This window comes from Streptomyces sp. NPDC005962, assembly GCF_040629205.1.
Lineage (GTDB): Bacteria > Actinomycetota > Actinomycetes > Streptomycetales > Streptomycetaceae > Streptomyces.
In genome coordinates this window covers 32511-46521 of the sequence record NZ_JBEXVE010000024.1, presented here as the reverse complement: position 1 = coordinate 46521, position 14011 = coordinate 32511, and the positions used below count along the sequence as shown (strand labels likewise).

General features: G+C 69.5%; 15 protein-coding genes. 4 read left to right on the top strand and 11 right to left on the bottom strand.

Features of this window, described 5'->3' with window-relative positions; genetic code table 11:
* Window positions 1-47: 47 nt before the first annotated feature.
* The 11 genes from ABZ370_RS31395 to ABZ370_RS31345 form a co-directional block, all read right to left on the bottom strand.
* Window positions 48-491, bottom strand: a complete 444-nt coding sequence (locus ABZ370_RS31395) for a hypothetical protein (protein ID WP_358627442.1) — start codon at window positions 489-491, stop codon at window positions 48-50.
* Between the two features lie 486 nt (window positions 492-977).
* Complete coding sequence (locus ABZ370_RS31390) at window positions 978-2141, bottom strand: sigma-70 family RNA polymerase sigma factor (RefSeq protein ID WP_358627439.1); 1164 nt, start codon at window positions 2139-2141, stop codon at window positions 978-980.
* The gene (locus tag ABZ370_RS31385) at window positions 2134-2337 is read right to left on the bottom strand and encodes a hypothetical protein (RefSeq protein WP_358627436.1); all 204 of its coding nucleotides are present in this window, start codon (window positions 2335-2337) and stop codon (window positions 2134-2136) included. Before ABZ370_RS31385 ends, ABZ370_RS31390 begins: the two co-directional genes overlap by 8 nt.
* Before the next feature lie 204 nt (window positions 2338-2541).
* Window positions 2542-4269 carry a mobilization protein gene (locus ABZ370_RS31380; RefSeq protein WP_358627433.1) on the bottom strand — a complete coding sequence of 576 codons (1728 nt, stop codon included), beginning with the start codon at window positions 4267-4269 and terminating at the stop codon, window positions 2542-2544.
* On the bottom strand, window positions 4266-4847 hold the full coding sequence (locus ABZ370_RS31375; RefSeq protein WP_358627430.1) for a hypothetical protein: 582 nt from the start codon (window positions 4845-4847) through the stop codon (window positions 4266-4268). The genes ABZ370_RS31380 and ABZ370_RS31375 overlap by 4 nt, the downstream gene beginning before the upstream one ends.
* A gap of 41 nt (window positions 4848-4888) precedes the next feature.
* On the bottom strand, window positions 4889-5086 hold the full coding sequence (locus tag ABZ370_RS31370) for a hypothetical protein (RefSeq protein ID WP_358627427.1): 198 nt from the start codon (window positions 5084-5086) through the stop codon (window positions 4889-4891).
* A 90-nt stretch (window positions 5087-5176) separates the two neighbouring features.
* Complete coding sequence (locus ABZ370_RS31365; protein ID WP_358627424.1) at window positions 5177-5368, bottom strand: hypothetical protein; 192 nt, start codon at window positions 5366-5368, stop codon at window positions 5177-5179.
* Window positions 5365-6951 (bottom strand): hypothetical protein, encoded by a 1587-nt coding sequence (locus ABZ370_RS31360; protein WP_358627421.1) that lies wholly within the window; start codon window positions 6949-6951, stop codon window positions 5365-5367. The genes ABZ370_RS31365 and ABZ370_RS31360 overlap by 4 nt, the downstream gene beginning before the upstream one ends.
* Window positions 6948-7589, bottom strand: coding sequence for a WhiB family transcriptional regulator (locus tag ABZ370_RS31355; RefSeq protein ID WP_358627419.1), 642 nt, complete (start codon window positions 7587-7589; stop codon window positions 6948-6950). Before ABZ370_RS31355 ends, ABZ370_RS31360 begins: the two co-directional genes overlap by 4 nt.
* Window positions 7590-7750: 161 nt before the next feature.
* Window positions 7751-8449, bottom strand: a complete 699-nt coding sequence (locus ABZ370_RS31350) for a hypothetical protein (protein WP_358627416.1) — start codon at window positions 8447-8449, stop codon at window positions 7751-7753.
* Between the two features lie 2 nt (window positions 8450-8451).
* A complete protein-coding gene (locus ABZ370_RS31345) occupies window positions 8452-9342 on the bottom strand; it encodes a helix-turn-helix domain-containing protein (RefSeq protein WP_358627413.1) in 891 nt (296 codons plus the stop codon).
* Window positions 9343-10340: 998 nt separating this feature from the next.
* On the opposite strand from ABZ370_RS31345, the gene ABZ370_RS31340 reads away from it, so the two are divergent.
* From ABZ370_RS31340 to ABZ370_RS31325, 4 genes are read left to right on the top strand one after another with little or no spacing between them, the layout of a single operon-like run.
* Window positions 10341-10784 carry a helix-turn-helix domain-containing protein gene (locus tag ABZ370_RS31340; RefSeq protein ID WP_358627410.1) on the top strand — a complete coding sequence of 148 codons (444 nt, stop codon included), beginning with the start codon at window positions 10341-10343 and terminating at the stop codon, window positions 10782-10784.
* A 47-nt stretch (window positions 10785-10831) separates the two neighbouring features.
* The gene (locus ABZ370_RS31335; RefSeq protein WP_358627407.1) at window positions 10832-11341 is read left to right on the top strand and encodes an ImmA/IrrE family metallo-endopeptidase; all 510 of its coding nucleotides are present in this window, start codon (window positions 10832-10834) and stop codon (window positions 11339-11341) included.
* A gap of 1 nt (window position 11342) precedes the next feature.
* A complete protein-coding gene (locus tag ABZ370_RS31330) occupies window positions 11343-12536 on the top strand; it encodes an MAB_1171c family putative transporter (protein WP_358627405.1) in 1194 nt (397 codons plus the stop codon).
* Window positions 12533-13966: an amidase family protein gene (locus tag ABZ370_RS31325; RefSeq protein WP_358627402.1), complete on the top strand. Its 1434-nt coding sequence runs from the start codon at window positions 12533-12535 to the stop codon at window positions 13964-13966. Before ABZ370_RS31330 ends, ABZ370_RS31325 begins: the two co-directional genes overlap by 4 nt.
* The last annotated feature ends 45 nt before the right edge of the window (window positions 13967-14011 follow it).

Below are 14011 nucleotides of genomic sequence, written 5' to 3'. Positions count from 1 at the left end.
GTGGTCAGTGCGGGCCCGCGGGCCCGGCGAGGTCGTAGGAGTGGGGGTCAGTGCCCGAGGTGGCGCAAGCAGTCCTCGAACGTGGCGTGCGTCGCGTCCGCCGGCCCGCTGTTCCGGTTGAACCAGACGGTGTCGAGGCGGGTCTCCTGCTGCTGGTGGCCGACCCGGCACCGCAGCCAGATCTGGTCGCGGGTGGAGAGGATAAGCCAGTCCCGGTACGACCCGCACTCGGCGCAGGCGGCCATCTCGCCGTCGAGGACGAGGGGCTGTTTCCACGGCATCATCTTGCCGTCGAGCTGGTCGTGGCTCGGCACGCGCAGCTCCGGCGGAAGGAAATCGTCCACCACGGCGGTCGGCTCGATGCGCTCCGGTTCAACCGCCGACGCCCCGAAACCCGGCGGGACCTGGTTCTGCAGCCGCGCCGACAGCTCGGCGAATTGGCGCTGCGCCTCGCTCGGCCCCTTGGTCCGGCGGCGTATCCGGTGAAACACCCTGGCGTCCTCCTTTGCCTCGTCCTGCTCGCTTCATGAGCGTGCCCGAAGTCCCTGGTGGTTTCAATTCACAAAGTCCACAGTCACCTTGGCCGGGTCATAGGGGGGCTCCTCGCTTCTTGGGTGCGGGGATGACGAGTTGGCCACGGCGCGTGTCTCCGCTCGGCGCAGTGACGTTCCCATGGTGTGCCTGAAAACACTTCGTCCCCTGCGGCCGCCCAACTTCGCCACGCCTACTGGCCCGACTCGCCGCATCTGCGCTTCTTGCCGCTGCCCCACTGCACTTGCCGCGTCGGTTGTGCCGTCCCACGGTGCCTTACGGCTTGCACGGCGGGCAGCTTCGTTTGTTGCCCCAGTGGTCCTGGTACACGCTCGGCGATCCTGAGCCGGGTGCCCTAGCTAGGAGTGCTGGGCCTCTACCCGATGCCGGCACTCGTTGCGGCGGATCGTCTGGGAGTGGAAGGACCACTCCGACTCCGTACCAACCTATTTCCTGGAGGGGGCCCTCGGATCCGGCCGTAGAGCTTCCGGTTGGCTGTCCATGGACCGGAGGTAGGTCGTGGCAAGGGAGACCGCGCCCCGCCCATCCGGGTCGACCCTGTCCTTGTCCGCAGTCATTCGGTGGACGCCGCCCATGATGTGAGCGGCTTCGACCGGCCACGCCAAGGAGTCCCCGTGGCCGCAGACCTGGCAGGCCGACGCGGTGTGCCGGGCTTGCGGCGTGAAGGCCGTTTGCCGCAACAGGGCATTCTGCTCATCCTGGGTCAGCCCTGCGGTGTCCATCCGCCGGTGGCAAGCGGGGCACAATCTCGCCACATGGGGCGATCGCCTCCCATTTCTGGCTTGCACGTCAGAAATGCGTTGCCGCAGCGCAAGGCCCCTCCTGCCGCTGAGCTGCATCAGCGCGTACAAGGCATCGACAAGCCGCCGCGCCAGCTGATGGCTTCGGCGTCTAAGGAGCCACACCACGCAGGCGCCGACGGTCAGGGTGACCGCCGTGACCATCCAGTTTTCGGACCACCACTGAGCCGACGGCAGCGCCGGGTCCCTGCGCGGGGCGTCGGCGGGAGTCGTGCGCTGAAGTTCGCCGCCGGTCGCGAGCCCGAGGGCCGTCAGGACACCCACGACCACGGCAGCGATGCTGGCACGAAGTAGGACTATCGCGCGCGTGCTGTGCCGGGCCACGGTACCGGGGTGCTTGCCCATGAGGACGGCCGTCTCGTCCCTGGTGTAGCCCAAGGCGTGGGTCGCCCACACTGCGGTGCGCTGCGGCACTGACAGTCCCCGCACCGCCCGGTGCACTGCCTCTCGGTTGTCCACCAACGCGCTGAAGTCTGCGACGTCCGGGATATAGCAGCACAGCGGGTCTGCGGCCCGCTTCTCGTCCAGGCGCTGGTGCTCTGCGCGGCGCGTGGCCAGGTGGACGATCTCGGTGCGGATCAGCTTGTACAGGTAGGCGCGCGGCTGCCGCACGGCACCCGGGGCTCGCAGCGCCGTGGCGAAGGCGCTGCTGACGATGTCGTCGGCGTCCGCCACCGATGGCGGTACGTTGGCGTCCTGGAGCAGCTGGCGCGCCTTGCCTGTCATCTCGCCCTGGCACTGTGCAAACACTCTGCCTAGCGTCTCCGGGGTCGCCTCCGGCTCAGCCACTCGCCTTCCCCTTCTCCTGCTTCTCCTGATTCCGCCTGCCGGACGGCACCTGGCGTGGGGTCCCGATGGCGTGCTTGGCGCGGATGATCTCGGCCTTGCCTCGGGCTCGGTTCCGGTATGCCACGCTGTCCAGCAGCTTCTTCAGACTCGGGACTAGCAGCAGGACCACCCCCACCACAATGCCAAAGAGCTCCACGACCCAACCTCCTATTCAGACTGCCGACCGTTGAGCGCCCCCGTACCGAGCGACGGCCGATCACCCTGAAGAGCCGCCATCCTGTCGTTCTGATGACACCTCTGCCGAGATTCTTCTTGCGTGTGTGGCTGAGGCCCTGTCATTTCGCATTTGTGAGCCCGTCACCGCGTCGCCGAACAGCACACTTGGTGGTGTCCTTGTGGCTTAGGAGCTACCCGAGCGCATTCGGTTGAGCGGCATTCTTCGATGGGACGGGACAGTACGGTGCGGGGACTGTTCGGCTGCGTTGCCGCCGCTCACCAGGTCGCTGGTGTCGGCAGGCAGGTCCACGGCTCGCCGCAGCCGCCACACCAGGACATCGCTCACGGACTCGGCCGAGTCGAGCTCTCGTTGCCCGGCGGCATCGGCCAGGAGCGGAGCAGCGTCGTGCCCGGCGGCTTCGGCGTCGGCGAGCGTGACGGCGAGCGCGTACCAGCGGGGCTCGGCGAGGATTCGCTCGGCCAACTCCGGCAGCGCCTCGCGCAGCACCGCCGTCTGCCGCTGGCGCAAGGGGCGGCCCAGACGCCGACCGCGTTGGTAGAGCACGCCGAGGGGGTGGGCGGAGGCGGTCTGGTAGGCGGTGCGCAGGTGCTCGGCGGCCCGGGTGGCGGCCTCGGCCTGCTGCGCGTGGTCCTTCTTCGCGTGCCAGTGTGCTGCGGCGGTGATGAGGAAGAACAGCATGTCGATCGCCATCGCGGTGGTGGCACCGTCCTCACCGCGGCCGAGGGCGGGACCCCCGTGGACGAGCTCGCGTGCGACCTGCCGCAGCGCCCGGTCGTGTCCGCGGACGGCGCGGACGTGGGAGCGCGAGGCCCGCTCGAAGGCCGTTGCGGCGTCGCGTAGTTCGTGGCGGATGTGGGCGGCGGACGTCTTCGCGAGGGCGTCCAGGACCTCGCCGGTCGCGGCGATGTGGGCGGCGGCAACCCTGTCGTCGCCATGCTCGACGACGAGCACGGCCTGCCATGCGGCCGATGCCGTCCTGCGGCGGGCGGCGGCCGGAGCGCCCGGCCCCGTACGGACCGCATTCTCCTGCTGGGGAGTCGGATCGTTTTGGGCGTCGGCGGACCAGCGTTCCCGGATGCGGGGCAGCGAGAGGTCGGGGGCGAGGCGCGCGCCGGGGTAGAACACCGGTTCGCCGTCCTTGTTCAGGTCGTCGGGCAGGGCGACCTTGTATCCGAGGAGGTCTCCGGAGGGCGCGACACGTTTGCGGATCAGGAGGCCGGCGGCGGCGAGCCGGTCGAAGAACTCTCCGTCGCTCGTCGCGCCGGTCACCGCGCGTCGTACGGTTTCGCGCAGTTCCTCGCGGGCGGTGCGCTCGCGGCCTTGGCGGTCGGCCTTGTGGCGTTCGGCGCTGGTGGGCCGTTGAGCGGCTGTGCCGTCGCCGGGCGCGACCTGGTGGAGGTCGAGTTCCTTTTCGATGAGTCGGGCTTCGGCCTGGGCGCGGGTGCCGGAGCGGTAGTCGTCGGGGCGGTGGCCGGCCTCGGTGACGAGGGTGGCGATGATGTGGATGTGGTCGTCGGCGTGTCGTAGGGCGGCCCAGCGGCAGCCGGGCTGTCCTTCGCCGGGGTCGATGCCGGTGGCAGCGACGATGCGGCGGGCGATGTCGCCCCACTCCTCGTCGGACAGGGGCCGGTCTCCTGGGTCGGCGCGTACGGAGGTGTGCCACACGTGCTTGGCCGGACGGGCGTGTTTGGCGAGGGCCATCACGGGTTGGTCCAGGAGCTGCTGGAGGTTTTTGAGGGTGGCGTTCGGGTCGCGGCCGGGGTCGGGGGACATGCCGTCGAAGGAGGCCACTAGGTGGGGGTCGGTGTGCTCCTCGTGCTTGCCGGGACCGTAGAGGTAAGCGAGGAGCCCGATGGTCCGGGAGCCCGACTCGTTGACGCTGGGGATCATGAGCCGTGGCGCTCGATCAGCCGTGCGGCGGCTTCGTGCGCGGCGTCGGCGGCACGCCGTACAGCGGCGACGGCCGCTTCGAGCTGGGGAGCGTCCGCACCAGAGTTGAGCGCCTTGACCGCCTGGTTGAGATTGCTCCCGGCCCAGCCGAGCCGACGCCGGCTCTCGAACAGGGCTGTGATCACCTCGCGTTCGTCGGCGATCTCGGCACTGGTGCGGTCGAGGTCGCGGGCGGCGGCGAGCGCGGAACGGGCGAGGAACCCGGCGACGGACAGATTGCACTGGTCGGCGGCGGACTTGATCAGAGCGAACTCTTCTTCGTTGAAACGTGTGGCGGGCTGGCGCAGGCGCTTCTTCTCGGGCGACTGACGCGGGCGCTGGCGGGCGCGAGGAGCGCGCTGTCGGCGTGCGCGGCGCTCAGTCTGCTTCTCCTCCTGCGCCGGCTTCGATCCGCCCTCGGTCGAAGCCTGAAGGACCTGCGCCCCCCGGTGCAGGTCCTCTCCCGCCCCCTCGGGGGCGGGTTCGGCGGAAGCTATGCTTCCGCCCCAACTTGCTCGCCCCGAGACCGAGTTGGACACCTGCTCACCTGGGGTCGGGGCGGGGCTCGGGGCCGGGTTCGTCACTGCCCACAACCCTGAATATCGCGGACGACATCCAGGATGCCGAGGACGAAGTCCACGGCACCCTCCGTCAGGTAATGCATCTGCTCCCCGGAGCGGTCTACAGAGAAGAGGAGCGGTCCGTACGGGAGGAACGTGAGCGGCAGAGCCCAGATCAGGCGGCTGTCGAAGCGGTCGGGTACGGCGGTATGCCGCATGGTGCTTTTCCTTGGAGTATTGCGGTGGCCCGGCGCTGAACCGGGCCACCGATCAGGGGGTCGGGGGCGGTGAGCTGCGGCTTCGTAGATTCAGCCGCACTCGGGGCAGCGCCCGAGGTGGCCGCTGAGCGCCCTGGCCATGCGGGCCTTCGTCGTTGTGGCGTGCTTCGCGCTGGCCTTCGCCGACGGCCTGCCGGCATGCCGCTGGGAGTGGGCGCTTAGGTAGCCGATCTCCCGTTCGTATTCCTCACGGAGGGACGCGAATTGGTGGCAGGTCTTCATCGAGTGGTGCTCCTTGTTTTCGTGGTGGCGTCCTCGCTCCGCAGTTCCTGGAGGACGAGGCTCAGTCGGTCGTTCCGGCCGCCCTTCAGGCCCTCGCGGCGGAGGATCTCCCGCAGCTGGACCCGGGTGACGGACTCGTTGCCGTCCCGTTCGAGCAGGGCGGGGACATGGGGACGGACCTGTTGGACGAGCTGGTCCACCGACTGCTCCGGATCGCGTGGCGGGCGCTGTGTCTGCGGGGTGCGGGGACGGCCGCGCTTCCCCTTGTTCTTCGTCCGGGGCTTCGTGGTCGCCTTCCTGCGGAGGGGGCCCTTGTGTCCCCGGTCCCCGGTGGTCCCGGTCCCCGTGTCGGTGTCGGTCGGTCCCCGGTCCCCGGTAGTCTCGGTCCCCGACTCGGCGGCGTTCGGTCCCCGATGCGTGTCAAGGCCCTGAGCAGGTGCTTCTCGCGTAGTGAGGTCGGTCCCCGTGCCTGCGGCGTCCCCCTCTGCGCCTTCCGGATTGGCGGGACCGGTCCCCGGGACCGCGCCCGATTCTGGGGCGGTCCCCGCTTCGTCGCCTTCGGTCCCCGAGCCCGCCGACGCGTTCGAGTCCGCAGGCTCGGGGGCCGGTCCCCTCGGGGCGCTCGGTCCCCGGTCCCTACCCGACTCGTCGGGACCGTGGGGACCGGCTACGGGGACCGGCGCCTTCGAGGTCGGCTGCGAGGGGGCCGTGGCTGCCGTTGCGGTGCTGTGCGCCGGGGACCAGGGAGAAGGCAGTGGGACCGTGGCGAGCGCGAGTGCGTGCCGACGCGCGGCGAGCTGGTCGAGGAGCTGCGCGCGCTGGGCGGGGTCGGTCCCGACCGAGGCCCTGCCGATCGCCTTCGACAGGCGTCGGGTGAGCCGTCGGCCGCGTTGGCTCCGCTGCTGTTCGGGTGTGCGCTCGGCGAGGCGGGCGGCCAGGGCGACCGCGCGGGTGGTGGCCCGGTTCCGGGTGATCTGCGCGGCGTCGCGGTCCCGCGCGGCGATGCCGAGGCGGGACAGTAGCCGCTCGCGCGCCTCCCGGCCCAGGACGGCGAGCAGCCCGTGGGAGGCGGCGCCCGGGGTGCTGAGGCGCAGTTCGATTCCCATGGCGAGATGCCACAGCATCGCTGCCATGACCGGCCCGACGAAGGCCCGGACCGTGCCGCCGATGGGACCGCTCTCGGCGTAGGCGGGGATCACCTGCACTCCGGTGATCACCCAGACCAGCGTGCCCGGCAGCCCGGGCGCCCCCTGGGCGGCCAGATTCTCCCGGGCCATCAGCGCGGTTGCGAAGAGCGCCAGCTCGGCAGCAGCGAACATGTTGGCGCGCTCGTCCCCGGCCATGTCGAGGTAGTGGCCGGCGAACTGCCAGCTCGTGTCGGCGCTGTAGGCGGTGCAGACGATCGCGGCGATCGCGGCGGTCTTGACCGCCGGACTGCCGAAACGATTCTGCAAATCCGTGTCACGGTGTCGGGTCGCCCAAGCGTTCAGGGCCAGCGCCAGGGCAGTGATGGGGACGCCGATGGCGAGGAGGACGGGCAGGTCCGGGACGGTACCGAGGGACAGACCAGTAGCGCGGGTCATGCGACCTTTCCGAAAGAGGCGTGCGCCGGAGTCGACGCTGCCGGGCGGGATACTGGCTGCTGTGTGCCGGGTACGGCGGGCGAGGGGCCGCCTGTGGTCGGGGTGGCCTTCTTCCGCTTCTTCTTGGGTCGCGGCACGCCGTAGGTGCGGTCGCGGTCGAAGACCTTGTCGGCGGCCTGCCGGAGCAGGTCACGGGCGTGCTTGTGGCTGATCTGCAGGGCTGCGGCGAGCCGGTCGGGCCGCCAGCCGCGCGCGTAGGCGTGGTTGATGACGACCTGCCGCTCGGCTTCGGTGAGATGGACGTCGCGTCCCCGGAAGAAGGCGATCACGCGTTGGTAGTCGAGGCGCTGGGGCAGTCCGTCGTGCCAGGGACGCCGCTCGGCCTCGGTGAGGCCGCCCCACACGCCTTCTTTGATCCCGTTGTCCAGGGCGAAGTTGAGGCAGTCGCCGCGAACGGGGCACCAGCCGCACAGCTCCTTCGCCTCCGCGATGTCCTCGTGATCCCGGGGCCCGGGGAAGAAGACAGCGTCAGCATCCTCGACGTCCATGCCGTAGCACGCTGCGCGGGTGTGCCAGCTGGTGTCTCCGATGCCGCGCAGGCCGGTGGCCGGGGCGTCGTGGGTGGTGATGTGGCGCAAGGGTGGTCTCCGATGTGCTGCCGCGTCGGCTGGCCGGGCGGTGCTCGGCGGGGGCGGCGTCGGGTGCCGGCTGCCACGCGCGGGCGTGCGCCGCAGCCGGGGCGGGACGGTGATGCTGGGTGGCGGTGCACCGGACGGGATGCACGCGCCGGATGCGCCGGTCAGGCCATGGCGGGCTGCTGGACCTGCTGGGCGGCGGCGAGGTCGAGACGGCCGGGATGAGGGGTATCGCGCGGGGCGGTTCCGCGCGCTCCGCCGTCGGGGCCGATCCGGCGGCGACGACACGGCGCGCCGGGCTGGGCCAGACACCACTCGCACCGAACGCTCAGGGCGTCGGGCAGCCCCTGCGCGACGGCGGCCTCACGGGCTGCTCGGGCGGGCCGGTAGGGCGCGAGGGCGGCTCGGGCGGCGGGCGGTATGCAGGAGCCGATCTCCCGCAGCCTCGCCTCCAGCCTCGGGTCGATGCCATCGCGACCGCTGGTGATCGCCCGGGCCTGCGCGGGCGGTGCGGTACCGGCGGCGACGGCGCGGCGGGTGCCGACCAGCTCGGCAGTCCAGGCCACCTGGTCGTCCGGGTCGACGGACGGCGTGGGGTCGGAGTGCCTCGCCAGACGGTCGCGCCGGTAGCTCTCCCAGGGACGGGCCACGTCCGCGGGCAAGATCTGGTACGGCGAGGTGCGGATGTGCCGGCGGGCAGCGACGCGGGCATCCCAGCCGTGCGCGGTGGCCATCGGCACGTCGCACAGCAGCTCGTGCCACTGAGCGACCTGGTCGCGGGCCTCGCCCTGGTCGGTACGGATGGTACGGGGGTCGAGACGGCCGATGTAGGCCAGCAGGGCGGCGATTTCGCGGCGGTCCACGGTCAGCTCTCCGTTCCGGTCGACTCGTCGAGGGCAGCGAGAAGAGCAGCCTGGTGCGCCTCGACGCGGGTCATACCGCGCGCCGCGCGGTGCCCGCCGTCGGGTACGGCATAGAGGTTCGAGCGACCCGGGGGGTGCTCTCGGGCGACCCAGGAGCGCCAGTCGGCAGCCCAGGCATCCGCCGGCCTCGGCTTGAAGTCGGCCCGGTGGGCACGCCACTTCGCGTCGGCGGCGGCGAGGCCCTGCTCGCCGAGGCGATCGAGGTGTCCCTGCTGGCGGGCCCAGGTGTGGGTGGCTGGGTCGACCTGCCACTCGGCAGCCGAGAGGACGGCAGCACCACCACTGCTGCTACTCCGGTTCAAATCCGGTTCACTACGGTTCTGTGTGCCGGTTTTCGGTACATCGCTGTGCCGGTTTCCGGTACGTCGGGGTGCCGGTTTCCGTCGGGACCTGCCGGATTCCGGTACTGCCGGTTTCCGGACCCTCGCTGGTGATTCCGGCACCTCGCGCGGGCGGATTCCGACCCGCCGCAGGGCCGAGATCCGGAGCGCCGGAGTGGCCTCGGGCACCGCCTCCGACACCTGCTCGGCGACCTCGTCGTCCTTAGCGGTCTCTGCCACGGCCTTGGCGGCGAGGGGGAGACGGTAGACGGTGCTGCGTTGGGGGCCGGCGAGGTCGTCGAGCTGCTCCAGCTCACCGGCGTGGACCAGGCGGTCGATGGCGTCGCGCACCGTGGAGACGGAGGCGTTCGTGCGCGTAGCCAGACTGGACAACGAGGCCCAGGAGACGCACTGCTCGTCGGCCACCCGGTCGGCGATCGACAGCAGGACCAGACGCGCGGTTCCCCGGCTGGAGCTGTGCTCCCACACCCACTCGCGTGCCTCGCTGCTCATCGGCCGCTCCTGATGAGCGGGCGGGGCCGGAGGCTCGCCGGGGCCGGGATGGTGTGTTCCGGCTCGGGGCGCTGAGGCGCCGAGGCGGAGGTGGCTGCCGCGCAGGCCAGGAAGGGCCTTTCGCGCAGGGCAGGAGGCATGCGATACTCCCCTGTGCTGTATTGCCACGCTGACGCGCCCCTTGGAAGGACTCAGCGTGGTGATGGTGGGCAACCCCGCCCTTGCCGGGGCGGTATGCCGCTTAGCGTTCGGCGTCCGTGAGTTACCGCTCTCGGGCGCCGTCGCTGTATCGCGGACCTTCTCGGTCCGGTCCGTGCTTGCTGACTCCTCGCTTCCGTCGTCGCGGGCGGGCTGCCCGGGGACGACGAACATACGCACGGACCCGTGTCAAGATCCAGAGTTGGTTCTTAATCTCTGTACTAGTTGCAGAGAGTGACGGGTGGGTCCGACAGCGCTGTCAGGGGTCGTGAGGGTAAACAGAGCGCCCATGAGTATGCGGCGGCCGCAGGCTTCGATGGTCGCGCCGCCGGAAAATGCCTTGCGTCACCCATATGCGGCTTGCGGTGCACAGCAGGTGAGACGCCCGGTGTCCGGGTCAGAAGGCAGGCGGATCCTGCGTGGCCATCGGGCCAATTTCCAGTAAAGCCGCGAAGTGGCGTGAGGCCCGGCGGGCGTGAAGAGGGCTGGCCGGGTGAGACGGCCTGGATGCCTGAAGTTCCCGAGGCATTCAGCCTCTCCGTCCTTTCTGATAACCCGTGAATTAATGGTCCATTAGCTGAGGTGAAGCTGCCCGCCCCGAACTTGTGCACCCGGTCACGTTCGGGAGGTGGCGGGGCGCATGCATACTGATTTGCGCACCCTGTGAGGGCGGATTCGCTAATCCCAGCTGTGCTGTTGAGGGAGACCGTTCCATAAATCGGGTGTAGGCGTCAACTGACGTTAATGGATCTTGTATGGTGGTGAGCTGTAGTTAATCGCTAATCGCAGGGAAAAGGATCATGGGGAACAGGGAAGAGGCTTCCTTTGGTGGCGAAGCAGCCACTTTGAGTTACCGGATCAACCGGCTGTTCGAGATCGTCCATCCGGCCGACCGGGGGCCCTTCAGTAACGCTGAAGTGGCGGCCCGTCTGCAGGAAGCCGGTGGGGAGACCGTGTCGGGCACCTATCTATGGCAGCTGCGCAACGGCAAGCGAGATAATCCGACGAAGCGTCATCTTGAGGCCCTGGCAACGTTTTTCGGGGTCCCGGTCTCTTACTTTTTCGATGATGGCGCGGCGGCCCAAGTCGATCAAGAATTGGCGACTATTCGGAATATGCGCGACGCTGGTGTCGAGCGGGTTGCCTTGCGTGCGGTGGGCCTTTCGGGCAAGAGCATGGAGGCGGTCGTCGCCATGATCGAAAGGGTGCGAGAGCTGGAAGGGCTCCCCTCTGATCCAGAGTGAACACCTGGCACTCCCGGGTGCCGGGGCAACGTCGTTAGGAATGAACCATGTGGCATGCGCATCGGCGGCGCCGTGACTCCCTCGCCGAGTTGAACCTCCCCAAGATCGGAAACATCCGGGAACTCGCGGGGGAGGTGTCCAGTAGAACGGGCAGGGGCGTCCACCTCGAACCCGCCTCGATCGGCTGGACCGCGCCATGCGGCACGTGCTGGGTGACCAAAACAGCGTTCTACGTCTTCTACGACCCGCGCACCAGCCCTATGCACCAAGACCACATCATCGCCCACGAGTTCGCCCACATCCTGCTGGGCCACTACAAGGTCAAGAGGCTTTCGGCCGGGCGGACCAGCGGCCTCACCAGCAATATTGCCCCGAGCACGATCGAGATGATGCTGGGGCGCAGGGGCTACGAGGTCGAGGAGGAGCACGACGCCGAAACCCTCGCCTCGAACCTCCAGAGCAAGATCCTCACTCAAACGCCGCAAGAGGGCCGCCCACCAGCGGATACTGTCCCGGAACGCGTCGCCCGGACCCTGCTGCGCCGCGGGACGAGCTGAGATGAAGGACATCCTCCACCCGATCAGCCTGACAGCCGCAACCCTCGGTTTCCTGTTCCTGCTGCGCGACCTGCGAGCCGGCCGCCGAGACACCGCCCTGGTCGCCCTGGCTGCCGTCTTCCTGCTGTCAGCCTGCAGCTTCGTCTTCGCCATCACCCCGATATGGCGCCGCGTCGATGCCACCTTCGGAACGACGAACCTCTCTGTCCCCCTGTCGATGAGCTGCGTCATCGCCCTGCTGGTCTGCCAGCAGATCGTCCTGGACCACTGGGCCAGACCCGCGGCCACCCGCAACCGTGACCGAGTGTGGCTCGCAGCCGGAGCCGCGGTCGTCACCGGCCTCGTCATCCTGTACCTGTGCCTGACGCCCGCCGTGCAACGGCCGACGGACTTCTCCCTGTACTACGTGCACGACCCCTTCTACGCCGCCTACATGACCCTGTACGTGACGGCCTACACCGTCGGCGAGGTCCTGCTCGCCCGCGCCTGCTGCCGTCTGGCCAACCAGACCAGCCAGCGGTGGGTGACCTACGGGCTGCGCGTGGTCGCCCTTGGCGCCGTTGTCACCCTCGGCTACAGCGCGGTCCGGATCGGCGGCGTTATCGCCGCGCCGTTCGGCGCGACCCTGGCCGGATGGGAAGGTTTCGCCTGGACCTGTGGAGACGCGGGTGCGATGATCACCTTGCTCGGCTGGTTCCTGCCCACCATTGCCGACCAACTGCATCGCGCTGGCGCCCGGGCTCGGATGTACCGGCAGCATCGCCAACTGCGTCCACTGTGGCTCGCCCTCTACCAGGTCGACCCGACCATCAAGCTCAAACCGGAACGCTCCAGTCTCATCGGACGGCTCCGCGCCCGGCCGATTTCGTTTCGCCTCTACCGCCGGGCCGTGGAAATCCGGGACGGCCAGATCAGCATCCGGCCCTACCTCGACGCGGCCGTCCGCGAGCGCTCCGAGCGCGGCCACACGGCCGCCGGACGAAACGGCAACGAACTGCACGCGGCCGTGACCGCCGACCAGATCCGCGCCGCCCTCCATGCTCAGGCTCATGACGCCAACCCACCCCGGCCGACCGAATACGCAGACACCCAGATCGAGGCCCCCGCCTCGCTTGAGGACGTGGACATCCTGTTGGCCATCTCCCGCCACTATGCAGCACGCGAGCACGAGACCCCGTTGGAAGCAGCCAGATGAACTCCCCCGACTACATCCACGCCCCCGCTCACGAGCACCTCCGCGCCTTGGCCGCCCGTGAGATCAGCAGCAGGGAACTCCTCGACCTGCACCTCGGCCGCATCGCGGCGTCTTCCCTCAACGCCGTCATCACCCTGGACGAGGAACGCGCACGTGCCCATGCCCACGCTGCCGACGAACGCCGAGCCCGCAACCAGCCCGGGGGAGTGCTGGACGGGCTGCCGATGACCGTCAAAGACTCCTTCGAGACCCAGGGCATACGCACAACCTGCGGCACGTCCGAACTCGCCGACCACATCCCCCACCAGGACGCGATTGCCATAGCCCGGCTGAAGAACGCGGGCGCCATCATCATGGGCAAGACCAACCTGCCCGCCTACTGCCAGGACCTGCACACGGACAACAGCCTGTTCGGCCCCACGCTCAACCCGCACGATCCCAAGCGCACCGTCGGCGGCTCCTCCGGCGGCCCCGCCGCCGCAGTCGCCGCCCACCTGACCCCCGCCGACCTCGGCAGCGACCTCGCCGGCTCACTTCGGCTTCCGGCTCACTACTGCGGCGTCTACGGCCTGCGCCCCACGCTCGGGCTCGTACCGGCTCGCGGCCACATTCCCCGCCCTCCGGGCTGGATCACCAGCAGCGACATGGTCACCCCCGGCCCCCTGGCCCGGCACCCCCGCGACCTCGACCTACTCCTCGACGCGCTGACGACACCCTCACCCGCCGAGAACAGCCCGTGGCTCGTCAAGCTGCCCACGGCACGCCGCGCAGTCGGCCAGCTCCGCGTGGCGGTATGGGCCGAGGACACAAGCTGCCCCATCGACCGCGACACTGCCGACGCTCTCGCCACCGTCGAGCAGACACTGGCCTCCACCGGCACGAACGTCCGCCGCACCACGGGACCGGTCGGCTTCACCGACTCGCTGCACCTGTTCGAACAACTCCTCCACGCCACCACGACGGCCGCCACCAACGACGAAGCCGGTGCGGCCGAACTCGCAGCAGCACGTGACCTACACGAGGATGAAACGAGCCCAAGGGCCACCTTCCTCCGCCACCGAACACAGACACACCGCTCCTGGCTCCGTGCCAACGAGGAGCGCCTCCGGCTTCGGGAGACGTGGCACCGCTTCTTCGCCGACGCCGAGCACGATGTCCTCATTACCCCCGCCGCTCCCACCGCGGCGATCCCGGCCGGCACTCGCTCTCTCACGGTCGACGGTGTCGAGCGGAGCTTCTTCGACCAGACCGGCTGGGCCAACCTCACCAGCCACGTCGGACTGCCCAGCCTGGTTCTACCCGTCGCACGGAACGAGGAGGGGCTCCCCATTGGCGTGCAGCTTGTGGGGCCGACTTACTCGGACCGGATCTTGCTCGCATTGGCTGAAGATCTGGCATCGCTTCTTGGAGGGACGGCCGGGGGAATCTGACGTCCGCTGGTTTCGTGAACGGCCATCGTCCATGCGTCACGGCGG

Excerpts from the sequence above, each read along its gene's own strand:
- ABZ370_RS31380 (WP_358627433.1), bottom strand. The coding sequence starts at position 4,269 with ATGATCCCCAGCGTCAACGAGTCGGGCTCCCGGACCATCGGGCTCCTC.
- ABZ370_RS31370 (WP_358627427.1), bottom strand. The coding sequence starts at position 5,086 with ATGCGGCATACCGCCGTACCCGACCGCTTCGACAGCCGCCTGATCTGG.
- ABZ370_RS31365 (WP_358627424.1), bottom strand. The coding sequence starts at position 5,368 with ATGAAGACCTGCCACCAATTCGCGTCCCTCCGTGAGGAATACGAACGG.
- ABZ370_RS31360 (WP_358627421.1), bottom strand. The coding sequence starts at position 6,951 with ATGACCCGCGCTACTGGTCTGTCCCTCGGTACCGTCCCGGACCTGCCC.
- ABZ370_RS31345 (WP_358627413.1), bottom strand. The coding sequence starts at position 9,342 with ATGAGCAGCGAGGCACGCGAGTGGGTGTGGGAGCACAGCTCCAGCCGG.
- ABZ370_RS31340 (WP_358627410.1), top strand. The coding sequence starts at position 10,341 with ATGGGGAACAGGGAAGAGGCTTCCTTTGGTGGCGAAGCAGCCACTTTG.
- ABZ370_RS31335 (WP_358627407.1), top strand. The coding sequence starts at position 10,832 with ATGTGGCATGCGCATCGGCGGCGCCGTGACTCCCTCGCCGAGTTGAAC.
- ABZ370_RS31330 (WP_358627405.1), top strand. The coding sequence starts at position 11,343 with ATGAAGGACATCCTCCACCCGATCAGCCTGACAGCCGCAACCCTCGGT.
- ABZ370_RS31325 (WP_358627402.1), top strand. The coding sequence starts at position 12,533 with ATGAACTCCCCCGACTACATCCACGCCCCCGCTCACGAGCACCTCCGC.